Origin of the sequence: Pseudomonas sp. Leaf129 (assembly GCF_001423465.1) — a bacterium.
Taxonomy (GTDB): domain Bacteria; phylum Pseudomonadota; class Gammaproteobacteria; order Pseudomonadales; family Pseudomonadaceae; genus Aquipseudomonas; species Aquipseudomonas coleopterorum.
Window position 1 is genome coordinate 162,222 of sequence record NZ_LMOC01000008.1, and the last position, 24,732, is coordinate 186,953.

The following is a 24,732-nucleotide window of genomic DNA, read 5'->3' on the forward strand; positions in this document are numbered from 1 at the left end:
GCCTCATCGTTTCGTGGTCTGGCGCAGCAGCAAGTTGCCGCCGCGCTGAGTGAATTCAAGTTGTTTCAGAGCGCTCATGCCCAGCAGCACCTGGTTGCCTTCGAAGCCCGGCACCACGAGGGCGCGGACATTGCTCAGGCGGATGTCGCCCAGCTGCAGGCTGGCGATCTCGGTGCGGTAGCCTTGGGTCTTGCCGTTGGCGGTGGTGAGCAGCACCGGCGCCCCGCGCGTCAATTCAAGCTTGCGCGCCACGGCTTCGGGCATCGCCACATCGGTGGCGCCGGTGTCGAGCATGAACTGCACCGGCTGGCCGTTGATGAAGCCGCCACTGACGAAGTGTCCCTGGCCATTGCCGGCCAGCTGCACTTCCACATAGCCGTCGCCGTGCTGGGACACCGGCACGGCATTGGGATTTTCCCGACGCTGTTCCCAGTCGCCGAAGAACTGCGTGGCCAGGTACAACGCCGCGGCCCAGGCCAGCAGCATCAGCAGTTTGCCCGCCCGCTTGCCGGGTGCCGCCTGGCTCATGGTGCCGCACTCCAGCCACCGGCCGGGGCCGCGAAGCGCCAGACCACCGGACGGCGTTCGCCATCGGCGCGGGCCCATTGGTTGTTGTCGGTGCCGATCCAGGCGCCGTCGGCTTCCACGCTCAGCGCTTCGGTCAGGCCGTAGGGCGCATCATAGCGGCGCGCGGGCAACAGGGCTTCGGCGGCGAACGACCAGCAACGTTCCCGCTTCGCCGTATCGGCGTCTCGGCGGCAGATGCGGTAGGCATTGCGTTCCAGGGTGAACAGCTTGCCGTCGAAGTAGGCCAGGTCAGCGAAGTCGCGCGGCATGGTCCTGGTGCGAGGCACCTGCACCGGCAGCGTTTCCGCACCGCCTTCGGCGAGCAGCACGCAACGCCCCTCGCAGCTCCAGCTCACCGGCCGCTTGCGAACAGCCAACAGACCGCGCTGCTGACGTTCGGCGGCCAGCCACAGGCGGTCGCCGGCCGGGTTGACGGTCAGCCCTTCGAACAGGGCATTGAAGTGCAACAGCAAGTGGCTGGCGCGCGCCTGACTGACCAGCGTCGGATCCAGAGGCAACCATTTCGGCTCGCCTGACACGGGAATCTGCAAGACCGCGACGTGGGCTTCGCTGACCAGGTATTGGTTGCCTTGGGCATCACAGCTGATGCCTTCGAAATCCAGATCGCCGCCGCGCACGAAAGACGCGGCCCAACTGCTCATGCGCAGACGAGCGGGCAGCCCGCTGGGCGGGACCGGCGGTGCCTTGAACGTCACCGCCCTGGCCTGCCAGACGGGCGTCGAGGTATCGAGGCGATAGACCGTCCCGTCTTCGCGGTCGGACACGGCCCACAACGCCTTGCCGCACAGCGCCAGACCGGACAGATTGCCCGTGGGCATGCCATCGACCGCATGCTCGCCGATCAGGGTCAACTCGGGCACAGCGGGCTGCGCCGACGCCTCGGCCAGCGTCGGCAGGGCCAGGGCGAACAGGGCTGTCAGCAGCGCTGCGATCAAGCCAGCACCTCGGCCAGATTGCCCTTGGACTCGAGCCATGCCTTGCGGTCACCCGCACGTTTCTTGGCCAACAGCATGTCCATGATCTCGGTGGTGCCGGCGAAGTCGTCCAGGGTCAGTTGCACCAGGCGACGGGTGTTGGGGTCCATGGTGGTTTCGCGCAGCTGCGGTGGGTTCATCTCCCCCAGGCCCTTGAAGCGCGTGACCTGCGGCTTGCCGCGTTTCTTTTCGGCGACCAGGCGGTCGAGGATGCCATCGCGCTCGGCTTCGTCCAGGGCATAGAAGATCTCCTTGCCCAGGTCGATGCGGTACAGCGGCGGCATGGCGACATAGACGTGCCCGGCGTCCACCAGGGGACGGAAGTGCTGGACGAACAGCGCGCAGAGCAGGGTCGCGATGTGCAGGCCGTCGGAGTCGGCGTCGGCGAGGATGCACACCTTGCCGTAGCGCAGCTGGCTGATATCAGCGGCACCGGGATCGACCCCGATGGCTACGGCGATGTTGTGCACTTCCTGGCTGGCCAGGACCTCGCTGCCGTCCACTTCCCAGGTGTTGAGGATCTTGCCGCGCAACGGCAGGATCGCCTGGAATTCCTTGTCCCGCGCCTGTTTGGCCGAGCCACCTGCCGAGTCACCTTCGACCAGGAACAGCTCGGAGCGGGCCGGGTCCTGGCCGGCACAGTCGGCCAGCTTGCCGGGCAATGCCGGGCCTTGGGTGATGCGCTTGCGCTCGACTTTCTTGCTCGCCTTGAGGCGGCGCCCGGCGTTGCTGATCGCCAGCTCGGCCAGCTGCATGCCCAATTCAGGATGCGCGTTGAGCCACAGGCTGAAGGCGTCCTTGACCACGCCGGACACGAACGCTGCTGCCTCGCGCGAAGACAACCGCTCCTTGGTCTGGCCGGAGAACTGCGCATCCTGCATCTTCATCGACAGGACGAAGGCGATGCGCTCCCAGATGTCTTCGGGCGCCAGCTTCAGCCCGCGAGGCAGCAGGTTGCGGAACTCGCAGAACTCGCGCATGGCATCGAGCAAGCCCTGGCGCAGGCCGTTGACGTGGGTACCGCCCTGGGCCGTCGGAATCAGGTTGACGTAGCTTTCCTGAACGCTGTCGCCGCCTTCGGGCAACCACAGCAGCGCCCAGTCCACGGCTTCCTTGTTGCCCGCCAGGCTGCCGCAGAACGGCTCGTCCGGCAGACGGGCGAACTCGGTGACCGCATCGATCAGGTACGAACGCAGGCCGTCTTCATAATGCCACTCGACCTTCTCGCCGCTGCCCTTGTCCTCGAAGCTGACCAGCAGGCCGGGACAGAGCACCGCCTTGGCCTTGAGCACATGCTTGAGGCGGCTGACGGAAAACTTGGGCGAATCGAAGTATTTCGGGTCCGGAGCGAAGTACACGCTGGTGCCGGTGTTGCGCTTGCCGACCGTACCGATGACTTCCAGATCGGTGGCCTTGAAGCCATCGGCGAAGGTCATCTGATACTCGTTGCCGTCGCGCTTGACCCTGACCCGCACCTGATTGGACAGGGCGTTGACCACGGAGATACCGACCCCGTGCAGGCCGCCGGAGAACTGGTAGTTCTTGTTGGAGAACTTGCCGCCAGCGTGCAGTTTGGTGAGGATCAGCTCGACGCCGCTGACGCCTTCCTCCGGGTGAATGTCCACAGGCATGCCGCGGCCGTCGTCGGACACTTCCAGGGAGTGATCGGCGTGCAGGATGACCTGGATCGACCGTGCGTGGCCCGCCAGGGCTTCGTCGACACTGTTGTCGATGACTTCCTGGGCCAGGTGGTTGGGCCGACTGGTGTCGGTGTACATGCCCGGGCGCTTGCGCACCGGGTCGAGGCCCGAGAGGACTTCGATGGCGTCTGCGTTATAGGAGCTAGCGCTGGGATTGGCCATGGGGTCTCGTCGTCAGTCGTTCGTGAAATGAGTGGTCAAAGCTGGGCAAGGTCGATGCCATCCAGGCGCTCGCCGTCGATGCCGGCGAATGCCAGCAGCGCCGGCAACTTCTGCGCAAAGCCCTGGAAGCCGTGGTCGCCGCCGTTTTCGATGTGCACGCTGCAAGCTTGGTAGAAGGCCGCCGCTTGGCGATAGTCGAGGGTCTCGTCGCCGGTCTGCAGCCACACCTGAAGCCGCTCGCGGTCCGCAGGGGCCGGCACTTCCAGCTCGGCCAGTGCCGTGACGTGGTCGTGGGTCAGCTGCCAGCGCTCGCCCGTGTAATGGTTGGTCTGTTCGCCCAGGTAGCCATCGAACAGGCGGTGCGGGTTGACCACCGGGTTGATCAGCACTGCCTTGAGGCCAAAGCGCTGGGCCAGGTGTGTCGCATAGTAGCCGCCCAGTGAGCTTCCCACCAGCAAGGGTGCGTCGAGCTGCGCCAGTGCCGCTTCGAGTTGGGCGATGGCCTGGCGCGGATGGTGGTGCAAGGCGGGCGCGCGCAGTTGATCAGCCAGGCCGATGCGTTGCATCAGCGCGCTCAACTGGCGGGCTTTCTGCGAATCCGGCGAGCTGTTCAGACCATGAATGTAGAGGATCGAACCGGGCATGGGGGCCTCCGGGCATAGAGATGGCGCGCAGTTTACCTTGTCGGGGATGCTGTTGGGGTGTTGGTGCGTCGGTATATGGGCGGTGCGGCCTTCGTGAACAGAAGGCTTGCCGCCCGCTCCGCTCCGGCAAGCCACAATCCTGGCACGAAATTTTGTGGGAGCGGGCTCTGCCCGCGAAGGTCGCGCTACCGCCCCTGAATCAATAACCCGCAGCGTCCAGATCCGGGGTGAAGCTGAAGTCCGCCAGGCGCGAGACGCCGGTTTCGATCTGTCCGTCCGGCATCAGGCGAAGCCAGCGGTAGCCCGGGGCGCGGTCATCCAGGGCGAAGTCCTCGCTGCGCGGCAGGAACTGGATGCAGGTCGAGGGCGATGCCAACAGGCGCACGCCATGAGCCTGCCGGTCGATCTCCTGATGCACGTGCCCCCAGAGCACACCCCGCACTTGCGCAAAGCGGGCAAGCAGTTCGAACAGGGCATGCCGATTGCGCAGGCCGATGGGCTCCATCCAGGAACTGTCGATGGACACTGGATGATGGTGCAGACACACCAGGTGATGCTTGTGCGGTGCCTCGGCAAGCGACCGTTCGAGCAGCTGCAACTGCTCGTCGGCCAGATGACCCGCCGCCGAACCTGCGATGGCGGAATCGAGCAGCGTCACTCGCCAGGCACCGATGTCCACCACCGGCTCCAGCCACTGCGTACCCCGCGCGGCCTGCTGCATGACCGCCGGTTCGTCGTGATTGCCGGGCAGCCAGCGCATCGGCGCGGCAATTCCCGCTGTGGCCTGGGCAAACGCCTGGTAGGAAGCCAGCGTGCCGTCCTGAGACAGGTCGCCAGTGGCGACCAGCAAATCGATGTGCGGCTGTTCCAATTGCACCTGGCTGACGACCTGCGCCAGGCTCTGCCGGGTATTGAGGCCGAACATGGCTCCGTCGGCTTCGGCCACCAGGTGGCTGTCGGACAGCTGCACGAGCAGCACCGGGGCATCGACAGCGCGATCAGATGGGCTGGACAAGGCCGTCTCCAGGCAGGGGTTGATCGAGGAATTATGCGCAGCCTGGATGACGAGGGCAATGCAGGGTCCAGCGCCCGGGGCCGGTCGGCGCTCAGCGCACCGCTTCGTACTCGTGGCCGCAGGCCAGGCAGTGGCTGAGCCATTCGCCGAGGAAGAGGTTGAGCTGGGCCTTTTCGTCGGGTTGGTGCATGGCCTCGTTGGGATAGGGATAGACGCTGCGGAAACGACGGGCATGCTCGGCGCTGATGACCTCGGCCATGCGCGCATCGTGGTACACCTGCACTTCCATCTGCGGCACGGGCAGCCAGGGCAGGCTGTGTTCCTGGCGCACGCGCAGGGTGGTGGTGTACGGACAGGCCAGCAACACCTCGAGGGTCAGCACGCCGAGCATCTGGTCGGCCTGGGTCATGGCGATGCGGCGCGACAACTGCTGGCTGCGCATGTCCGGCAACAGCCGCATGAGTCGCGCATAATTGGCCTCGCAGGCGGCCTGCAAGCCGACCAGGTCGACGCGGTAGCGCTCGCGCAACGGACTCACGACCAAAGCCCCCTGACTTCGTCGCGGTTCAGCGCCAGCCATTGAATGGCGATGATCGCTGCCGCGTTGATGATCCGACCATCGCGCACGGCCTGCAGGGCATCGTCGAACGCCCAGACCTTGACGCGGATGTCCTCGCCCTCCTCCTCCAGCCCATGCAGGCCGCCCGCGCCTTCGCTGCTGCAGCGGCCCAGGTACAGATGCACGTATTCATCGCTGCCGCCGGGCGAGGGGAAGTACTTGGTGACTGGCCACAGCGCTTCGATCTGCAGCCCCGCTTCCTCGTCGGCTTCGCGATGGGCGACTTCCTCGGGCTGCTCGTCCTTGTCGATCAACCCGGCGACCATTTCGATCAGCCAGGGGTTGTCGACCTTGCCCACCGCACCGACCCGGAACTGCTCGATCAGGACCACTTCGTCGCGAACGGCATCGTAGGGCAACACGCACACGGCGTCGTGGCGCACGAACAGTTCGCGGCTGATCTGTTTGCTCATGCCACCGTTGAACAGCTCGTGGCGCAGGAACAGTTTGTCCAGTCTGTAGAAGCCCTGGAAGCAACGTTCGGTCTTGTCGATCTCGACCGCCTTGGGGGTGGATCGGGATGAATCTGGCATGGAAAAACCTCGTACTCGTGCGTGCAGCATGGGGCCATCCTAACCGCGATGCGCCCGTATTGCAGCCCCCTTCGAAGGTAAGCCGCAAGCCTCGGGATAGGCGGTTGGGCGAGCAGGCATTAAGATTGCGCTACGTGCGAACCGACGGTTCGACCGGCAGTCCAAGCACGACAATTCAATCATCCGCCAAGGACCATCATGTCGTTTCTCAAGTTCACCTCCGTGGCCTGCGTCGCCTTGACCCTGGGTGCCTGCGCCAGTGTCTTCCAAACCAACTACCGGGCGCCGCTGGAGACCAAGCGCGAGGCTTTCGAGCACATCAAGCCCGGCTGCGACAATCAGGACTGCCCACTGGTGAACATCGACGTGGTGCATTTTCCCGACGAGCCCGGCCTGGATGCAGCCATCGACAAACGCTTGCGCGAGATGACCGTCAACACGCCCGACGCCCGCGTACCGGCGACCCTTAAGGCCTATGAAGATCAATTCATGCGCGAGGCCCAGCCGCGCTACAGCAGCTACCTGCAAGCCAAGGTACGCGAGCAGCATGACGGTATCGTGGTGGTCGAGCTGTCCAGCTACGTCATGACCGGTGGCGCCCACGGCATGCCGGGGCGCGGCTTCATCAACTGGTCACGTCGCGAGCATCGCGAACTGACCCTGAAGGACATGCTGGTACCGGGTCAGGAACGCGCGTTTTGGCAGGCTGCCGAAGAAGCCCACCGTGGCTGGCTGGTCGCCAGCAAGCTGGACAAGGATGCCGACTTCATTCGTCAGTGGCCTTTCCAGCAGACGCCGAACATTGCCTTGACCTATGGGGGCGTGGTGCTCAAGTACAACGTGTACAGCATCGCCCCCTACGCCATGGGCCACCCGGAAGTGAAGATCGCCTACCCGCGCCTCAATGGCGTGATCAAGCCCGAGCTGTTCCCGGGTCGCGGTTGAGCACGCGCTCGATCAGGTAGTACAGCAACCCGGCCACCAGCAGCGCGGGCAGGGTTGCTCCGATCTGTGGGTACAGATTGGCCAGCAGGTGATACAGGGACACACCGCCCAGCCACGCCAGCAGTGCGCCCCAGCGTACAGCCCGTGGCTCGAGCTGGATGGCGCGTTTGCGCAGCACGAAGTGGTCCATCAGGACTACGCCGAACAGCGGCGCGAAGACAGAGCCGATCAGCAGCAGGAAGTTCTGGTACTGCGCCAGCGGTGCCAGGCAGGCGATCAGCGTGCAGGTGATACCGATGGCCAGGGCCAGGTGCTCCACCTTCAAGCCTGACAACAGGCTGGTCGATACCGCAGCCGAATGGATGTCGGCGAAGGCGTTCTCCGACTCGTCCAGCAGAATCAGCAGCAGCGGTATGCCCAGGCCAGCACCGGCCAGCGCCAACAGCAGCGCATTGACTTCACCACTGGGCGCGAACGCCAAAGTGTAGGCGACGCCCAGGCTCATCAACCAGAAATTGCCGATGAAGAAGCCCACGGCAGTGCCGCCGAACACGTTGCGAGCGCGCTTGCCGAATCGCGAGTAGTCGGCAATCAGCGGCAGCCACGACAGGGGCACGGCAATCGCGATGTCAAAGCCGGTGGCCAGGTCCATGGAGCCGTCGCCCGCAGTGTTCCACAGAGCTGCCAGGTCGGCCTTGGCGAACAGGTTCCAGGTCAGCCAAAGGCATGCCGCCAGTAGCAGCCATATGCCCCATTTGCGCAGCACCTTGCGCACGAAGGTCAGCGGCCCACTGACCGCCAGCAGCGTGACCAACGCGCCGAACAGCAGCGTCCACAACCACGGATTGCTGCCCAGGCTGCCTTCGCCGAAGGCGCGGGTGCCCAGCAGGCTGGCGGCATCGCGCATGACGATGATCTCGAACGAGCCCCAGCCGACCAGTTGCAGCAGGTTGAGCAGCGCCGGCACGCTGCCGGCACCATGGCCCAGGGTCAGGCGCAGGGCGGCCATGGCCGACAGCCCGGTGTCGCTGCCGATCACGCCGACGCTAGCGAGCAGCAGCACACCCACCAGGGTCCCGAGAAAAATGGCGCCCAGCGCACCGGCAAGGCCCAGGCCGGGCGCCAGCAAGGCGCCGGTCTGCAGCACCATGAGGCCGACGCCCAGGGAAAACCACAGGGAGAACAGATCACGTCCGCCCAGCACGCGCTGGGCGGTGGAGACCGCGATATCGGGGGAGTAGGAGGTTTTCAATGGATGGGCTCGAATGGGAAGGAGTCGGGGTTGTCGGAGCATTGGTGGGGTGTCAGGTCAGACGCGGTGCGGGTTTCGCGGCCGATGACCGCTCCTACGGAGAAATCGCAGGAGCGGTCATCGGCCGCGAACGCCGCACCACTGAAGGTCCTGATCAGACTTTCTGGTACAGCTGGCTGCCTTCCTGCTTGAAGCGCTGGGCCTGTTCGCGCATTCCTTCTTCCACGCTCAGGTCGACGGCCTCGATCTTCTGGTTGGCCGCATACTCGCGCACTTCCTGAGTGATCTTCATGGAGCAGAACTTCGGCCCGCACATCGAGCAGAAGTGCGCGACCTTGGCCGAGTCCTTGGGCAGGGTTTCGTCGTGGTAGGCGCGCGCGGTGTCCGGGTCCAGCCCGAGGTTGAACTGGTCTTCCCAGCGAAACTCGAAACGCGCCTTGCTCAAGGCGTTGTCGCGGATCTGCGCGCCGGGGTGCCCCTTGGCCAGGTCGGCGGCGTGCGCGGCGATCTTGTAGGTAATGATGCCGGTCTTCACGTCATCCTTGTTCGGCAGGCCCAGGTGCTCCTTGGGCGTCACGTAGCAAAGCATTGCGCAACCGAACCAGCCGATCATCGCCGCACCGATGCCCGAGGTGATGTGGTCGTAACCCGGAGCAATGTCGGTGGTCAGCGGGCCGAGGGTGTAGAACGGCGCTTCGTCGCAGCATTCCAGCTGCTTGTCCATGTTCTCCTTGATCAGCTGCATCGGCACGTGCCCCGGACCTTCGATCATGCATTGGACGTCGTGCTTCCAGGCGATCTTGGTCAGCTCGCCGAGGGTTTCCAGCTCCCCGAACTGAGCTTCGTCGTTGGCGTCGGCGATTGAGCCCGGACGCAGGCCGTCGCCCAGGGAGAAGCTGACGTCGTAGGCCTTCATGATTTCGCAGATCTCGTCGAAGTGCGTGTACAGGAAGTTTTCCTTGTGGTGCGCCAGGCACCACTTGGCCATGATCGATCCGCCGCGGCTGACGATGCCGGTGACCCGCTTGGCCGTCAGCGGCACGTAGCGCAACAGAACCCCGGCATGGATGGTGAAGTAGTCCACGCCCTGCTCGGCCTGCTCGATGAGGGTGTCGCGGAACAGCTCCCAGGTCAGGTCTTCGGCCACGCCGCCGACTTTTTCCAGGGCCTGATAGATGGGTACGGTACCGATCGGTACGGGCGAGTTGCGGATGATCCACTCGCGGGTTTCGTGGATGTGCTTGCCGGTGGACAGGTCCATCACCGTGTCCGAGCCCCAGCGGATGCCCCAGGTGAGCTTGGCCACTTCCTCCTCGATGGAGGAACCCAGGGCGCTGTTGCCGATGTTGCCGTTGATCTTCACCAGGAAGTTGCGGCCGATGATCATCGGTTCGAGTTCGGTGTGGTTGATGTTGGCCGGAATGATCGCGCGGCCACGGGCGATTTCTTCACGCACGAACTCGGCGGTGATCTCCTTGGGAATGCTGGCGCCGAAGCTGTGGCCCTTGTGCTGATCCTTGAGCAGGCCGGCAGCGCGGGCCTCGGCCAGCTTCATGTTCTCGCGGATGGCGACGTATTCCATTTCGGCGGTGATGATGCCCTGACGCGCGTAGTGCATCTGGCTGACGTTGGCGCCGGCCTTGGCCCGGCGCGGGTTGCGCACGTGAGCGAAGCGCAGTTTGGTCAGTTCGTCGTCGCTCAGGCGCTGCTGGCCGAAGCGAGAACTCAGGCCGGGCAGCCGTTCGGTGTTGCCACGGTCGTCGATCCAGGCCGAGCGCACGTCGGCCAGGCCCTTGCGCACGTCAATGACGACATTGGGGTCGGTGTAGGGGCCGGAGGTGTCGTAGACGGTCACCGGCGGATTGATCTCGCCGCTGCTGTTGCCGGTGGAAAAGTCAGTCGGGGTGACGTCCAGGCTGATTTCACGCATGGGCACACGGATGTCTGCCCGCGAGCCCTGGACGTAGATCTTGCGCGAACGGGTGAAGGGCTGCACGGAGCCTGAATCGACTTGGGCCGATTCGCTCAAATGCACGGTGTTTTTTGCTTTTGTATTCATCACAGGCTCTCCAGACGGCATCCAGCAGGGAATGTCGGAGCGAACCTGAAAGGCACGGATGCACCCTGTGAACGGATGCTGTGCTTGTACGCGAGGTGCTGTGCAGAAATGCGCGAGACCTCGGACGAAGCACAAGAGGACTCGCCGCAAAGACGAGAAATCTTGTTCCCTACGCAGGCGTTAACCTGATCAGGTTCAACGGGATCCGGATTATCCGATCTCAGCCTCATAGCAAGGCACCCCGACAAGAACGTGCACAGCATAGACGCCCTGCACACGGAACGCCAACCCCGCCTGCAGGTCTTGATGCAGGTCTTGATAGTGCCCGTTGCATCGGACCGATTGTTGTGCGGCGCGCCGCGCTCTACACTCGCCCTGCCCCAAGCCTCTTTCCACAGCTGATGTCCAGACCCAGCTTACAGACCAAGGATTGCCCCCATGCTGCGCAGTAGATTTCCCTCGGCAACGGCCCTCGCCCTGGCCGTGTCCGGTGCCATCCCAGGCCTGGCCCTGGCGCAGCAGGCACCGTTGGCGAGCATGACCGATCTGGTCAGCGTCTATCAGGAAGCGGTACTGAACAACGCCGACCTGGCCGCCTCGCGGGCCGACTATGCCGCGCAAAGCGAAATCGTGCCGCAGGCGCGCGCCGGTTTGCTGCCCAACCTGTCGGCCGGTTACGACATCAACGACACCCGCACGGCGCTGGACCAGCCCTCGGCGGTGTACAACCGCAGTGGCAATTCCTACCGCGCGCAATTGAGCCAGCCGCTGTTCCGTGCCGACCGCTGGTTCCAGCTCAAGGCGGCCAAGGCGGTCGACGAGCAGGCTGCAGTGCAGTTGTCGGCCACCGAGCAGAACCTGATTCTGCAAAGTGCCCAGGCCTATTTCTCGGTACTGCGCGCCCAGGACAACCTGGCCACCGCGCGCGCCGAGGAGAATGCATTCCGGCGCCAGCTCGATCAGTCCCAGGAGCGCTTCAACGTCGGTCTTTCCGACAAGACCGACACCCTGCAGTCCCAGGCCAGCTACGACACCGCCCGGGCCAACCGGATCATCGCCCAGCGCCAGGTGGAGGATGCGTTCCAGGCCCTGATCACGCTGACCAACCGTGAATACAATTCGATCCAGGGCATCGTTCACACCCTGCCCGTGCTGGCGCCGATACCCAATGACGCCAGTACCTGGGTCGATACCGCTTCGCGGCAGAACCTCGATCTGCTGGCCAGCAACTACGCCGTGGAAGCCGCCGAGCAGACCTTGCGCCAGCGCAAGGCTGGGCATGCGCCGACGGTGGATGCGGTCGCGCAATACCAGAAGGGCGACAACGACAATCTGGGTTTCAGCAACCCATCGACCCTGCCGGGCGTCAGCTATGGCAGTGATGTGTCGCAGCGCAGCATCGGCGTGCAGTTGAACATTCCGATCTACAGCGGTGGCCTGACCAGCTCGCAGGTACGTGAAGCCTACGCACGGCTCACGCAAAGCGAGCAGCAGCGCGAAAGCCTGCGTCGGCAGGTGGTGGAGAACACGCGCAACCTGCACCGCGCGGTCAATACCGATGTCGAGCAGGTGCAGGCGCGCAAGCAGTCGATCATCTCCAACCAGAGCTCGGTGCTGGCCACCGAGATCGGCTATCAGGTGGGGACGCGCAACATCGTCGACGTGCTCGACGCGCAGCGTCAGCTGTACAGCTCGGTGCGCGACTACAACAACACCCGCTACGACTACATTCTGGACAACCTGCGCCTCAAGCAGGCGGCAGGCATCCTGAGCCCGGGCGACCTGCAGGACCTGACGCGCTTCCTCAAGGCCGACTACAACCCGGACAAGGATTTCCTGCCACCGGACCTGGCCAAGGCCGCCGAAGCGCTGCTCAAGCCGCCAGCGAAACCATGACCTGACGCGACGCTGCTGAACGGCTTGCGCAACCCTGTAGCAGCGGCGCGAGCCGCGTTGGGCGGTGATGCGGGGTGTCAGGTGAATCGCGTCGTCAGTGACGCGGCTTGCGCCGCTGCTACAGGGGGGGTGTGAGCAGCGTCGGGCGGTGATGCGGGGTGTCAGGTGTGCGGCGTCTGGCGGCCGGCGGTGATGCGGGGAATATTCGGGAGTGGAAAAAAGAAAACCCCGCCGAAGCGGGGTTTTGCAGACTGTTTCCCATGACATCCATTTCCGTCCGCCGTCCTGGCAGAAATCCTACGTGTCCCTGTTATATCTAGGCGCATCCTGCGCAACGTCCTTGGAGAGAAGATTAACCGTGGATCCAATCCTCGGATATAGCTCAAAGACACCGCGTGACGTAAGCCAAAGCTTACACCGTCAGAACTGCGCCTCATCCAGCAGAAACAGCGACGTACTGCCGGCATCGACGGCGGCCGCCAGCGAGTGAACCCGTGGCAACAAACGCGCGAAGTAAAACCGCGCCGTGCCCAGCTTGCTGGCGTAGAACGCCTCGTCCTGCCGGCCCAGCGCGGCGCCGGCCATCCTTGCCCACATGTAGGCATAGGCGGTGTAGCCAAAGGCCTGCAGGTACTCGACGGACGCAGCACCAATCTCGCGCGGATCGTTCCCGGCCCGGTCCAGCACCCCGGCGGTCAGCGCATCCAGACGGTCCAACGCCTGGATCAACGGCTGGGTGAACTCCTGCAATGCGCCTTCGGCCTGGGTCGCGTAAGCCCGTACCTCCTCGGAGAACAGCTGATAGAACGCGCCGCCGTTGCCCACGACCTTGCGCCCCATCAGGTCCAGCGCCTGGATACCGTTGGTGCCTTCGTAGATCTGGGTGATGCGCACATCGCGGACCAGCTGCTCCTGGCCCCATTCACGGATATAGCCGTGGCCGCCGAATATCTGCTGCCCATGCACCGTGGTTTCCAGGCCCAGGTCGGTCAGGAACGCCTTGGCCACCGGTGTCAGCAAAGCGACCATATCCTCGGCGCGCTTGCGCGTGGCCGGTTCTTCGCTGTACTTGGCCGTGTCCAGTTGCAACGCAACGTAGGTGGAAAAAGCACGCCCACCTTCGTTGCAGGCCTTCATGGTCAGCAGCATGCGCCGCACGTCCGGGTGGACGATGATCGGGTCGGCCATCTTGTCGGGCTGGGCAGCACCGCTGGGTGAGCGACTTTGCAGCCGGTCGCGGGCATATTCCACGGCGTTCTGGTAGGAGCGCTCGGCCGACGCCAGACCCTGGATACCAACACCCAGGCGCTCGTAATTCATCATGGTGAACATGGCCGCCAGACCTTTGTTCGCCTCGCCGATCAGGTAACCGGTGGCGCCGTCGAAGTTCATCACACAGGTGGCCGAGGCCTGGATGCCCATCTTGTGCTCGATGGAACCGCACGACACGGCATTTCGCGCGCCCAGGTTGCCGTCGGCATCGACCATGAACTTGGGCACCAGCAGCAACGAGATGCCCTTGGGACCGGGCGGTGCATCGGGAAGCTTGGCCAACACCAGGTGAATGATGTTCTCGGTCAGGTCGTGTTCGCCGCCGGTGATGAAGATCTTCGTCCCGCTGACCTTGTAGCTGCCGTCGGCCTGCGGTTCAGCGCGGGTGCGGATCAGGCCGAGGTCGGTGCCTGCATGGGCTTCGGTCAGGCACATGGAGCCGGCCCAGGTGCCCGCATACATCTTGGGCAGGTAGGTCCGTTTGAGCTCGTCGCTGGCGTGAGCGTTGATGGACAAGCAGGCACCGGCCGTCAGCATCGGGTACAGGCCGAACGCCAGGCTGGCCGAGTTGACCATCTCCTCGACCTGCGCCGAAATCACCTTGGGCATGCCCATGCCACCGTGGGCGGGCTCGCCGCCGACGCCGACCCAGCCGCCCTCGGCATAGGTCTGGTAGGCCTGGAGGAATCCAGCCGGGGTGGTGACCACGGTATCGCGCCAGTGACAGCCCTCTTCATCGGCCGCACGGCTCAACGGTGCGATCGCCTGGGCCGTGACCTTGCCGGCCTCTTCGAGGATCGCCTCCATGGTTTCCACGTCGACGCTGTCGGCCAGGCCCGGCAGTTGGGCCCAGTGACTGGCGACGTCGAATACTTCATTCAGAACAAAGCGCATATCGCGCAAGGGAGCTTTGTAGTCCGCCATGGCTAACTCGCAGGAATTCGAGGGCTGAAGTTCGAAAGCCGGGCGGCGCGCTCGGGTCGACGCGCGCCGCAGGCTGGTTGGCCTGTCAGTAGGAAAGGCCGAAGTGCGCTTCGTCCATGGCCATCAGGTTGCCTGCGCCGGACAGCATGGCGGCAACGTGAGTGCGGGTGCGCGGCAGGATGCGCTGGAAGTAGAAGCGCGCAGTCTGCAACTTGGCCGTGTAGAACGCCGCATCGCCATGACCCTCGGCAAGTTTCTGCGCCGCTACGCGAGCCATGTCGGCCCAGAAGTAGGCCAGGCAGGCGTAGCCCGAATACATCACGTAGTCGACCGAGGCGGCGCCGACTTCTTCACGGTCCTTCATGGCGGCCATGCCGACCTTCATGGTCAACTCGCCCCACTCCTTGTTCAACTGCGCCAAGGGGGTGACGAACTCGGCAACCGCTTCGTTGCCTTCGTTGGCCTGGCAGAACTTGTGCACGATGCGGGTGAAGCCCTTGAGCGCCTCGCCCTGGGTCATGAGCACCTTGCGGCCCAGCAGGTCGAGCGCCTGGATACCTGTGGTGCCTTCGTACAGCATGGAAATGCGGCTGTCGCGTACGTTCTGCTCCATGCCCCACTCGGCGATGAAGCCGTGTCCACCGTAGATCTGCACGCCGTGGTTGGCGGCCTCGAAGCCCACTTCGGTCATGAACGCCTTGGCGATCGGGGTCATGAACGCCAGCAGGGCATCGGCACGTTTGCGCTCTTCCTCGTCCTGGCTGAACTTGAGCACATCCACCAGCTTGGCGGTGAAATAGACCATGGCACGCGTGCCTTCGGCGAAGGCCTTGATGGTCAGCAGCATACGGCGCACGTCCGGGTGCACGATGATCGGGTCGGCGGCCTTCTCCGGCGCCTTGGGGCCGGTGAGAGAGCGCATCTGCAAGCGGTCGCGGGCATAGCGCAGACCACCCTGGAACGCCACTTCGGCGTGTGCCAGGCCCTGCAGAGCGGTACCCAGGCGCGCGGTGTTCATGAAGGTGAACATGCAGTTGAGGCCCTTGTTGGCAGGGCCGATGAGGTAGCCGGTGGCGCTGTCGAAGTTCATCACGCAGGTGGCGTTGCCGTGGATGCCCATCTTGTGTTCCAGCGAGCCACAGCTCACCGCATTGCGCGCGCCGATCGAACCGTCTGCGTTGGACAGGAACTTGGGCACGATGAACAGCGAGATGCCCTTGGTGCCAGCCGGGGCATCGGGCAGGCGTGCCAGGACGATGTGCACGATGTTGTCGGCCATGTCGTGTTCGCCGGCAGAAATGAAGATCTTCGTGCCGCTGATCGCATAGCTGCCGTCGGCCTGGGGTTCGGCCTTGGTGCGCAGCATGCCCAGGTCGGTGCCGCAGTGCGGCTCGGTCAGGCACATGGTGCCGGTCCACTCGCCGGACACCAGCTTGGTCAGGTAGGCCTCTTGCTGCTCGGGGGTACCGTGGGCGGAAATGGTGTTCATCGCGCCATGGGACAGGCCGGGGTACATGCCCCAGGACCAGTTGGCACTGCCGATCATCTCGCTGACCGCAAGCCCCAGGGATTCGGGCAGGCCCTGGCCGCCGTGCTCGACGTCATGGGCCAGACTCGGCCAGCCGCCTTCGACGAACTGCTTGTAGGCTTCCTTGAAACCGGTCGGCGTCTTCACGCCGTCCTCGCTCCAGGTGCAGCCTTCGATGTCACCCACGCGGTTCAGCGGTGCCAGTACCTGTTCACAGAACTTGGCGCCTTCTTCGAGGATGGCATCGACCATGTCCGGCGTTGCGTCCTGGCAACCGGGCAGGCTTTGATAGTGCGCTTCGTAGCCGAGCAGCTCGTCGCGGACGAAGCGAATATCACGCAAGGGGGCCTTGTAATCAGACATAGCGATAAACCTCTGCTGAACTCCGGTGGGTTCGACCTGCGACAGGTTGTCGCTATCAAACGGGTGTTTGAAACATACGTTTACGCCTGGGCAAAGTCAATACCCGCCCGGCGCCGGACGACGGCATCGCGCCTGCCAGTAGCAGCGCGCATCCGGCCTGCAGAAACGGGTACAGCGAGGTATTCAGCGGGTAGCGTGCGGGTTAGAGCGGCGTGCCGAGCAGCACGTTGGCAGGATCGAACCAGACATTGACCGGCTCGCCCTCACGGACCGGTCCGAGCGGTGACAGTGCGCAGAGGGTCTGCCCATTGGCCAGCCCGATGCGCATTTCACAGGGCCCCTGGTCCTGGAGCAGAACTTGCTCCAAGAGCCCTTGCAGGCAATTGTGACCGGGGACACCGGCGACATCCACCGGCAGCACGCAGAGCCAACCGGCCTTGATCAAGGCCACCACCCCGGCGCCCGGGGCCAGCGACAGGGTTTGCGTGCTGTCATGGGTGATCTGGGCACGCAGGTTCAGCCCTGCACCAAGATCAAGGGTGATGTGGTCGTTGCGACCTTGCGCCTCGATGGCACTCACACGGCCATGCAACTGGTTGCGCGCACTGGTGCGCAGCATCAGTCGGCCGAGCAGGTCCAGGTCGTTGGCGTCTTCGGCGGCTTCGAGGACCTGCGCCTGCAGCGCTTGAAGTTTCTGGTAGAGGCGCAGCATGCGCTGCCCTTCCTCGGACAGTCGGGCGCCCCCGCCGCCCTTGCCGCCCACGACGCGCTCGACCAGGGGCGTGTGAGCCAGGTTGTTGAGTTCGTCGATGGCGTCCCAGGCGCCTTTGTAGCTCAGGCCGGCGGCCTTGGCGGCGCGGGTGATCGAACCCTGCTCGGCAATATGCCGCAACAGCTCGATGCGTTGCGGACGACGTGCGATGTGTTGGGCCAGCAAAGGGGACAAGGTCATGGTTCAAGGCTACTCGGCCTTGGCCGTGCGCGCCAGACAGTAGACGTCCACGCGCGCGGCGCCGGCCTTGCGCAGCAACACTGCCAGGGCCTGGGCCGTGGCGCCGGTGGTGATCACGTCGTCGACCAGGGCCACGTGCAGCCCTTCCAGCCTCGCGTGAGGCATCACGGAAAAAGCGTGTTGCAGATTGTGCAGCCGGGCCTTGGCACCCAGTTCCTGCTGGGCTCGCGTTTCGAGCGTGCGCTGAACGAGGGTCGAATCGCAGTCGATATGCAGCGCCTTGGACAGCCAGCCAGCGAGCATTTCAGCCTGATTGAAACCGCGCTTGCGCAGGCGTTTGCGGCCCATGGGCACCGGGATCAGCAATTGCGGGCGCGGCAGATCCTCGTTGAAACGGTGGTCGAGCCAGTGGCTGGTCAACTCTGCCAGCAGGCGCCCGTAGGGCCACTGGCTGTTGTGCTTGAAACGTGTGATCAGGCTGTCGACGGGGAAACCGTAATGCCAGGGGGTTTCCACCTTCTCGAAGGCGGGCGGGCGCCGCCGGCACGGGGCGCAGGTGAATCCGCACATGGCCAGCGGCAGGGCACACACCACACATTGCTCGTCCAGCCAGGGCAGATCGCATTCGCACGACTCGCAGAGGGCATAGGGGTTACCCGAAGCGCCATCACACAGCAAGCAGGACTGATCACTTTTTATCCACTTGTAAACTGAGGTATTGACAGCAGGTTGACAGTACATGGCGCTTCCTTAATCATGCCCGCATTCGACTCAATAGCCGCGTTGCGCCCATGGACATTCCGTGTCCTGGGCTTGACCGAGCATAAACAAGGAATCGCCGATGAGCGCCAGTACAACTGCAACCGTTCGTCACGACTGGACCCTGGCCGAGGTCAAGGCGCTGTTCGTGCAGCCTTTCAACGACCTGCTGTTTCAGGCGCAAAGCGTGCATCGCGCGCATTTCGACCCCAATCGGGTCCAGGTCTCGACCCTGCTGTCGATCAAGACCGGCGCCTGCCCCGAAGACTGCAAGTACTGCCCGCAGTCGGGGCACTACAACACCGGGCTGGAAAAAGAAAAGCTGATGGAAGTGCAGAAGGTGCTCGAAGAAGCCGCCCGCGCCAAAGCGATCGGTTCGACACGATTCTGCATGGGCGCGGCCTGGAAGCACCCCTCGGCCAAGGACATGCCGTATGTGTTGCAGATGGTTGCCGGGGTCAAGGCCATGGGCCTGGAAACCTGCATGACCCTGGGCCGGCTGGACGAAGACCAGACCAAGGCACTGGCCCAGGCCGGGCTGGACTACTACAACCACAACCTGGACACCTCGCCGGAGTTCTACGGCAGCATCATCACCACCCGCACCTACGGCGAGCGCCTGCAGACCCTGGCCCACGTGCGCGACGCCGGCATGAAGATCTGCTCGGGCGGCATTCTGGGCATGGGCGAGTCGCTGGACGACCGCGCCGGGCTGCTGATCCAGTTGGCCAACCTGCCGGAGCATCCCGAGTCGGTGCCGATCAACATGCTGGTGAAGGTCGCCGGCACCCCGCTCGAGAACGCCGAGGATATCGATCCGTTCGACTTCATCCGCATGCTGGCCGTGGCGCGCATTCTCATGCCGCAATCCCACGTGCGTCTGTCCGCCGGGCGTGAGGCGATGAACGAGCAGATGCAGGCACTGGCCTTCCTGGCCGGGGCCAACTCGATCTTCTACGGCGACAAGCTGCTGACCACCGCCAACCCGCAGGCGGACAAGGACATGCAGTTGTTCGCCCGCCTCGGGATCGCCCCAGAAGCGCGCGAAGAACACGCTGACGAAGTCCATCAAGCGGCCATCGAACAGGCCCTGGTCGAACAGAAGAGCAGCGACCTGTTCTACGACGCTGCTTCCGCCTGACCCTGCGCCGGCCCAAGCGGCCGGCGTTCGCCCACTGCCATTCGAGGCCTGCATGCCCTTCGACCTCAGCGCGCGCCTGGCCGAGCGCCGCGCCGCCGACCTCTATCGTCAGCGTCCATTGCTGCAAAGCCCGCAAGGGCCGCGCGTGGTGGTCGATGGCCAACCGCTGCTGGCCTTCTGCAGCAACGACTACCTAGGTCTGGCCAACCACCCCGACGTGATCAAGGCCTGGCGCGAGGGCGCCGAGCGCTGGGGTGTGGGCGGCGGCGCGTCCCATCTGGTAGTCGGCCACAGCAGCCCTCACCATGCGCTGGAAGAGGCCCTGGCTGAATTCACCGGGCGCCCGCGGGCGCTGCTGTTCTCCACCGGCTACATGGCCAATCTGGGGGCGGTCACTGCCTTGGTGGGGCAAGGCGATAGCGTGTTGCAGGACCGTCTCAACCATGCTTCGCTGCTGGACGCCGGGCTGCTCAGCGGCGCGCGCTTCAGCCGTTACCTGCACAACGATGCAGCCAGCCTGGAAACACGCCTGGCCAAGGCCGTCGGCAACACGCTGGTGGTGACCGATGGTGTGTTCAGCATGGACGGCGACCTCGCCGAGCTGCCACGACTGGCCGCCGTTGCCCGCGCCAAGGGCGCCTGGCTGCTGGTCGACGATGCCCACGGGTTCGGTGCCCTGGGCGCTACCGGCGGCGGTATCGTCGAGCATTTCGGGCTGGGGATGGACGATGTGCAAGTGCTGGTCGGCACCCTGGGCAAAGGCTTCGGCACTGCAGGCGCGTTCGTGGCGGGCAGCGAGGAACTGATCGAGACCCTGGTGCAGTTCGCTCGGCCCTACATCTACACGACCAGCCAGCCACCGGCGCTGGCCTGCGCCACCTTGCGCAGCCTGCAACTGCTGCGCAGCGAACACTGGCGACGCGAGCACCTGGCGAGCCTGATCACCCAGTTCCGACACGGCGCTGCCCAGTTGGGCCTGACCTTGATGGACAGTTTCACGCCCATTCAGCCGATTCTGGTCGGCGATGCCGGCCGTGCCTTGCGCTTGTCGCAGCTGTTGCGCGAGCGCGGATTACTGGTGACGGCCATTCGCCCGCCGACCGTGCCTGCCGGCAGTGCGCGGTTGCGGGTGACGCTTTCGGCAGCGCACAGCAGTGCCCAGGTCCGGCAATTGCTCGATGCGCTGGCTGAATGCTACCCGCTGCTGGGAGCCGAACATGTCTGATCGCCTGATCCTGCTGCCCGGCTGGGGCCTGGGTACAGATGCGCTGGAGCCGTTGGTCGCTGCGCTGCAGCAGCTCGGTGAACCGGTGCCGGTGCAGATCGAACCCTTGCCCACGCCAGACGCTGCGGGGCTTGCCGGTTGGCTGGATGCCCTCGACGCACGCCTGCCGGACGGTGTCTGGCTGGGTGGCTGGTCGCTGGGGGGCATGCTTGCCGCCGAGCTCGCGGCGCGCCGGGGTGAACGCTGCCCCGGCCTGTTGACCCTGGCCAGCAACGCTTGTTTCGTGGCCCGCGCCGACTGGCCGGATGCAATGCCCGCTGAGACGTTCGAAGCCTTTCTGGCCGCTTGCGCGGCGGATCCGAAAACCCTGCTGAAGCGCTTCGCGTCGCTCTGTGCGCAAGGCGGCGCTGATCCCCGCGGGCTTTCTCGGCGACTGGCGGTTGCTGAGCCGGCTTCGACACAGACGTTGGTCGAGGGCTTGCACGTGCTCGCGGAGCTGGATACCCGTGCCGCGTTGCAGGCGTTTGCCGGGCCGCAACTGCACCTGTTTGCCGGGAGCGATTCGCTGGTGCCCGTCGGGGCAGTGAGTGCATTGCGCAAGCTGGTGCCGGAGGCCCAGATCGGCGTGGTCGAGCGGGCCAGTCATGGGTTCATGCTGGAGGACCCGGATAGGGTCGCCGGTGCAATTGGGGCCTTTGTGCATGAGTAAGAGGAACGGTATTGCGTTTGGCGCGAGGTCTGGGGTGGCAGATGACGCGGCTTGCGCCGCTGCTACAGGGGGTGAGGTGAGGCGGGAGACTGCGCTCGGGTTGCCGGAAAAGCGGCTGGTGGCGGCGTCGTTCTCCAAGGCGGCGGCGAGCTATGACAGCGTCGCGCAATTGCAGCGGGACGTGGGTCACTCATTGCTCACTCGACTGCCAGACGACCTGCAACCCTGGCAATGGCTCGACCTGGGCAGCGGCACCGGCTACTTCAGCCGTGTTCTGGCCCAGCGTTTTCCAAGCGGCGTCGGTGTGGCGCTGGACATTGCCGAAGGCATGCTCAGCCACGCGCGGGTACAGGGTGGTGCCACCTGGCATGTGGCTGGCGATGCCGAGCAACTGCCGTTGCGCGACGGCAGCTGTGGTCTGATCTATTCCAGCCTGGCGGTGCAATGGTGCAGCGACTTCGCCGCCGTGCTCGCCGAGGCTCGCAGAACCTTGCAACCCGGCGGCGTCCTGGCCTTTGCCAGCCTGTGCGCGGGTACACTGCACGAGCTGCGGCAAAGCTGGCGAGCGGTGGATGGCCGAGTGCACGTCAACCGCTTCCGTGAATTCGCCGACTACCAACGCCTGTGCGCCGACAGCGGCCTGGAGGTGCTGGGCCTGGATAACGTATCCCATGTGCTGCACTACGCCGACGTGCGTGGTCTGACCCATGAACTCAAAGCGCTGGGTGCGCACAACCTCAACCCCGGTCGCCCCGACGGCCTGACCGGCCGCGCGCGCATGCTCGGCCTGTTGCAGGCCTATGAAGCCTTTCGTGTACCCCAGGGGCTGCCAGCCACCTACCAGGTGGTCTACGCTGTGCTGCGCAAACCCGTCGAGCAAGGACAATCCTGATGAGCGCCTATTTCATTGCCGGTACGGACACGGACATCGGCAAGACCACCGTGGCCGCCGGCCTGCTGCACGCTGCCAGCCTCAAGGGTCTGAGCACGCTGGGCGCGAAGCCCGTTGCCTCGGGTTGCGAGGTGACCCCCAAGGGCCTGCGCAACAGCGACGCGTTGGCCTTGATGGCCCAGAGCTCGCTCAAGCTTGAGTACGCGCAGATCAACCCGGTCGCCTTCGAACCTGCAATCGCCCCCCACATCGCCGCCCGCGAGGCCGGCGTGGCCCTCACCGTCGGCTCGCTGTTGGCCCCCATGCGTGAGGTGCTGGCCCGGCAGGCCGACTTCACCCTGATCGAAGGCGCTGGTGGCTGGCGCGTGCCGCTGTCCGACCAGGCCAATCTGTCGGACCTGGCCATTGCCTTGAAGCTGCCGGTGATTCTGGTGGTGGGCGTGCGCCTTGGCGCTATCAGCCATGCGCTGCTGAGCGCGGAAGCCATCGCCCGCGACGGCCTGCAACTGGCCGGTTGGGTGGCCAATATCATCGAACCGAAAACCTCACGCCTGGAAGACAACCTCGCCACCCTGGCCGAACGCCTGCCGGCCCCTTGCCTGGGTCGCGTGCCCTACCTGAAGAACGCCAGCGCACAGAGCGTGGCCGAATATCTGCATATCGAGCTTCTTGGGTAGCAAGGCTCAAACCTGCAACGCGGGTGCGCCGTATTGACTCGATAGTGCGTCGGCCGTCAGTAGCTGCATGCTTTCCAGAGTGGCTTGGGCAAACAGCAGGCGGTCGAATGGATCGCGGTGAATGGGCGGCAGCTTTTCAACGGCCATGCCATGGGCTGCCGTGATCGGCAGTTCGTGGTAGCCATTGAGCAATAGCTGACGGCGCAGACCCGCCGTATCGATCACTATACCGCTGCGGCTGAGGCCGTTTTTGATAGCCACTTCCCATAGGCTTGCCGCGCTAAAGTAAACCTCGTGATCCAGATTGGCGATCAAGGATCGAGCCTTTGAGGAAAGCATTGGGCTGTCCTTGGCGACCCAGATCAGGATATGCGTGTCGAGCAGTAACTTCACACCTTGCCCTCGAAGAGATTGGTGACCTCATTGTCGAGCTCATCAAAGTCTTCCGGAACCACAAGATCAAGCATGAAACCGATACGCTTTGCTTCGCGCTGCTCTGGCGCATCATAGGCCACCAGCTTGGCAATGGGCTTGCCGGCCTTGGCGATGACCACCACTTCACCGGCTGCGGCTTGTTCGAGCAGGCGCGACAGATTGCTCTTGGCGTCGTGAGTGTTGTGGATGGCCATTGGTGGCGACTCCTTTAGCAGGACAGACGATCTGTTGCAGGAAAAGTGATCTCTGCAAGGCAAAACCATGCGATGCATGTAAAGTCTAGCCTAGCCCGACTTCTTAGCTAATGCATTCTTGTGTGTCATTTTCAAACGCGGGTGCGAAGTCGAAGGCCGCTTTGCGTATCTACTGCTCTCCCGCGCCACCAGTTCGCAGTCGAGCAGCTCCAGATGCGGCGGCTCGCCCTCGATGATGCCCAGGCTTTGCAGGACACGAGTCGCCGCCAGCACGCCAATCTGCAGCGCAGGCGGCCTGATGGTGGTCAGGCTGGGCAGGAGCATTTCGGCGAAGGGGTAGTCGCCGAAGCCCATCACCGCGCAATCCTGTGGAATGCGCAGCCCGGCGCGCTGGGCCGCCAGCAAGCCGCCAGCGGCCAGGTTATCGTTGGCGAAGATGATCGCATCCGGTGGTTGCGCGCTCGCCATCAGGGCATGCAGGGCCTGTTTGCCGGCTTCGAAAGGCGCCAGGGAGGGATCGGGAGCGAACACCTGGGGTTCCAGGCCCAGCTCGGCCAGCGTCGCGGCATAGCCGTCTCGACGCTCGAGTGCGCTCAAGTCGCCCGCTGCGCTGTTCTGGACGAAGGCGATGCGCCGGTAGCCTTCGCCGTACAGGTAGCGCACCGAAGTGACGCCCACCTGAGCATGCGAGAAGCCGATCTGCATCGGCGTGCGTTCGGGTTGATAGTCCCAGGTTTCCACCAACGGTATCTGCGCTTGGGCCAGCATCTTCTCGGTGCCGACGCTGTGGAAGTGGCTGGTCAGCACCAGGGCCGCAGGCGACCAGCCAAGGAAGGCACGCACAGCGTTCTCCTCCTGCTCGGCGCTGAAATAGCTGGACGCCAGCAGGACTTGGTAGCCATGCCTGCTCAAGGTATCGCTGAAGCCTTGAATGGTATGGGCGAAGATCGGCCCGGAAATGTTCGGGATGACCATGCCGACGATCTTGCCCCGCGCCGACGCCAGCCCTCCGGCCACCAGATTGGGAACATAACCCAGCTCCGTCACCGCTTGGGCGATGCGCTGCCGATGCTCGTCCGATACCAGGTCCGGTCGATTGAAATAGCGCGACACGGTCATGGCAGAGACCCCTGCGTGGGTGGCCACGCTGGCCAGTGTCACGCGGCCAGCACCACGGCGCTTGCGCTGATGCTTGGGATCGGTCATCTGCCCGCCTCTAATAACTAAAAACCATAAACAGTAGAAATTACGGTATTTGACCGTATAAGCGTTCA

Annotated in this window: 22 protein-coding genes, 1 pseudogene and 1 riboswitch; of the genes and pseudogenes, 7 read left to right on the plus strand and 16 right to left on the minus strand. The window is 64.3% G+C overall.

What is annotated here, in order from left to right; all coding sequences use genetic code 11:
• Nucleotides 1–3 precede the first annotated feature (3 nt).
• The 7 genes from ASF66_RS14790 to ASF66_RS14820 all read right to left on the minus strand — a co-directional run bounded on the left by ASF66_RS14790 (nt 4) and on the right by ASF66_RS14820 (nt 6,235).
• Nucleotides 4–528, minus strand: coding sequence for a retropepsin-like aspartic protease family protein (locus ASF66_RS14790; protein ID WP_043191202.1), 525 nt, complete (start codon nt 526–528; stop codon nt 4–6).
• Nucleotides 525–1,562 (minus strand): esterase-like activity of phytase family protein, encoded by a 1,038-nt coding sequence (locus ASF66_RS14795; RefSeq protein WP_082484683.1) that lies wholly within the window; start codon nt 1,560–1,562, stop codon nt 525–527. Before ASF66_RS14795 ends, ASF66_RS14790 begins: the two co-directional genes overlap by 4 nt.
• Complete coding sequence (parE, locus tag ASF66_RS14800) at nt 1,520–3,424, minus strand: DNA topoisomerase IV subunit B (RefSeq protein WP_043191207.1); 1,905 nt, start codon at nt 3,422–3,424, stop codon at nt 1,520–1,522. The genes ASF66_RS14795 and parE overlap by 43 nt, the downstream gene beginning before the upstream one ends.
• Nucleotides 3,425–3,459: 35 nt before the next feature.
• Complete coding sequence (locus tag ASF66_RS14805) at nt 3,460–4,068, minus strand: YqiA/YcfP family alpha/beta fold hydrolase (RefSeq protein ID WP_056844392.1); 609 nt, start codon at nt 4,066–4,068, stop codon at nt 3,460–3,462.
• Between the two features lie 199 nt (nt 4,069–4,267).
• Nucleotides 4,268–5,083, minus strand: coding sequence for a 3',5'-cyclic-AMP phosphodiesterase (gene cpdA, locus ASF66_RS14810; protein WP_056844393.1), 816 nt, complete (start codon nt 5,081–5,083; stop codon nt 4,268–4,270).
• A gap of 91 nt (nt 5,084–5,174) precedes the next feature.
• A complete protein-coding gene (locus ASF66_RS14815) occupies nt 5,175–5,663 on the minus strand; it encodes a DUF1249 domain-containing protein (protein ID WP_442962777.1) in 489 nt (162 codons plus the stop codon).
• Nucleotides 5,618–6,235: an NUDIX domain-containing protein gene (locus ASF66_RS14820; protein WP_049862069.1), complete on the minus strand. Its 618-nt coding sequence runs from the start codon at nt 6,233–6,235 to the stop codon at nt 5,618–5,620. The genes ASF66_RS14815 and ASF66_RS14820 overlap by 46 nt, the downstream gene beginning before the upstream one ends.
• A gap of 198 nt (nt 6,236–6,433) precedes the next feature.
• Between ASF66_RS14820 and ASF66_RS14825 the strand changes: the two genes are divergently transcribed.
• Nucleotides 6,434–7,180: an RsiV family protein gene (locus ASF66_RS14825; RefSeq protein WP_049862070.1), complete on the plus strand. Its 747-nt coding sequence runs from the start codon at nt 6,434–6,436 to the stop codon at nt 7,178–7,180.
• On the opposite strand, the gene cytX is transcribed toward ASF66_RS14825, so the two are convergent.
• Together cytX and thiC are read right to left on the minus strand one after the other, a co-directional pair.
• Nucleotides 7,149–8,474, minus strand: a complete 1,326-nt coding sequence (gene cytX / locus ASF66_RS14830) for a putative hydroxymethylpyrimidine transporter CytX (protein ID WP_056844394.1) — start codon at nt 8,472–8,474, stop codon at nt 7,149–7,151. The two genes, ASF66_RS14825 and cytX, sit on opposite strands and share 32 nt — an antisense overlap.
• 112 nt (nt 8,475–8,586) lie before the next feature.
• Nucleotides 8,587–10,491, minus strand: coding sequence for a phosphomethylpyrimidine synthase ThiC (gene thiC / locus ASF66_RS14835; protein ID WP_056844395.1), 1,905 nt, complete (start codon nt 10,489–10,491; stop codon nt 8,587–8,589).
• A 149-nt stretch (nt 10,492–10,640) separates the two neighbouring features.
• Nucleotides 10,641–10,745, minus strand: a riboswitch (TPP riboswitch).
• Between the two features lie 184 nt (nt 10,746–10,929).
• Between thiC and ASF66_RS14840 the strand changes: the two genes are divergently transcribed.
• Nucleotides 10,930–12,387, plus strand: a complete 1,458-nt coding sequence (locus ASF66_RS14840) for a TolC family outer membrane protein (protein ID WP_049862073.1) — start codon at nt 10,930–10,932, stop codon at nt 12,385–12,387.
• A 420-nt stretch (nt 12,388–12,807) separates the two neighbouring features.
• Here ASF66_RS14840 and ASF66_RS14845 read toward each other — a convergent pair whose 3' ends face one another.
• The 4 genes from ASF66_RS14845 to ASF66_RS14860 form a co-directional block, all read right to left on the minus strand.
• The gene (locus tag ASF66_RS14845) at nt 12,808–14,583 is read right to left on the minus strand and encodes an acyl-CoA dehydrogenase C-terminal domain-containing protein (protein ID WP_056844396.1); all 1,776 of its coding nucleotides are present in this window, start codon (nt 14,581–14,583) and stop codon (nt 12,808–12,810) included.
• Nucleotides 14,584–14,668: 85 nt separating this feature from the next.
• Nucleotides 14,669–16,474: a phenylacyl-CoA dehydrogenase gene (locus ASF66_RS14850; RefSeq protein WP_056844397.1), complete on the minus strand. Its 1,806-nt coding sequence runs from the start codon at nt 16,472–16,474 to the stop codon at nt 14,669–14,671.
• A gap of 202 nt (nt 16,475–16,676) precedes the next feature.
• The gene (locus tag ASF66_RS14855) at nt 16,677–17,426 is read right to left on the minus strand and encodes a TOBE domain-containing protein (RefSeq protein WP_056844398.1); all 750 of its coding nucleotides are present in this window, start codon (nt 17,424–17,426) and stop codon (nt 16,677–16,679) included.
• Between the two features lie 9 nt (nt 17,427–17,435).
• Nucleotides 17,436–18,167: a ComF family protein gene (locus ASF66_RS14860; protein ID WP_056844399.1), complete on the minus strand. Its 732-nt coding sequence runs from the start codon at nt 18,165–18,167 to the stop codon at nt 17,436–17,438.
• A 100-nt stretch (nt 18,168–18,267) separates the two neighbouring features.
• Between ASF66_RS14860 and bioB the strand changes: the two genes are divergently transcribed.
• From bioB to bioD, 5 genes are all read left to right on the plus strand, one after another.
• On the plus strand, nt 18,268–19,326 hold the full coding sequence (bioB, locus tag ASF66_RS14865; RefSeq protein WP_056844400.1) for a biotin synthase BioB: 1,059 nt from the start codon (nt 18,268–18,270) through the stop codon (nt 19,324–19,326).
• Nucleotides 19,327–19,378: 52 nt separating this feature from the next.
• A complete protein-coding gene (bioF, locus tag ASF66_RS14870; protein WP_056844401.1) occupies nt 19,379–20,551 on the plus strand; it encodes an 8-amino-7-oxononanoate synthase in 1,173 nt (390 codons plus the stop codon).
• Entirely contained in the window at nt 20,544–21,260 is a 717-nt protein-coding gene (locus ASF66_RS14875) for an alpha/beta fold hydrolase (RefSeq protein WP_056844402.1), read from the plus strand. The genes bioF and ASF66_RS14875 overlap by 8 nt, the downstream gene beginning before the upstream one ends.
• Before the next feature lie 76 nt (nt 21,261–21,336).
• The gene (gene bioC, locus ASF66_RS14880; RefSeq protein ID WP_056844403.1) at nt 21,337–22,152 is read left to right on the plus strand and encodes a malonyl-ACP O-methyltransferase BioC; all 816 of its coding nucleotides are present in this window, start codon (nt 21,337–21,339) and stop codon (nt 22,150–22,152) included.
• On the plus strand, nt 22,149–22,829 hold the full coding sequence (bioD, locus tag ASF66_RS14885) for a dethiobiotin synthase (RefSeq protein WP_049862082.1): 681 nt from the start codon (nt 22,149–22,151) through the stop codon (nt 22,827–22,829). The genes bioC and bioD overlap by 4 nt, the downstream gene beginning before the upstream one ends.
• 6 nt (nt 22,830–22,835) lie before the next feature.
• On the opposite strand, the gene ASF66_RS14890 is transcribed toward bioD, so the two are convergent.
• The 3 genes and pseudogenes from ASF66_RS14890 to ASF66_RS14900 all read right to left on the minus strand — a co-directional run.
• Nucleotides 22,836–23,222: a type II toxin-antitoxin system VapC family toxin gene (locus ASF66_RS14890; protein ID WP_056844404.1), complete on the minus strand. Its 387-nt coding sequence runs from the start codon at nt 23,220–23,222 to the stop codon at nt 22,836–22,838.
• A complete protein-coding gene (locus tag ASF66_RS14895; RefSeq protein WP_056844405.1) occupies nt 23,219–23,458 on the minus strand; it encodes a type II toxin-antitoxin system Phd/YefM family antitoxin in 240 nt (79 codons plus the stop codon). The genes ASF66_RS14890 and ASF66_RS14895 overlap by 4 nt, the downstream gene beginning before the upstream one ends.
• Before the next feature lie 171 nt (nt 23,459–23,629).
• Nucleotides 23,630–24,664 (minus strand): annotated as a pseudogene (locus tag ASF66_RS14900) (LacI family DNA-binding transcriptional regulator); the annotation flags it as partial.
• Between the last annotated feature and the right edge of the window lie 68 nt (nt 24,665–24,732).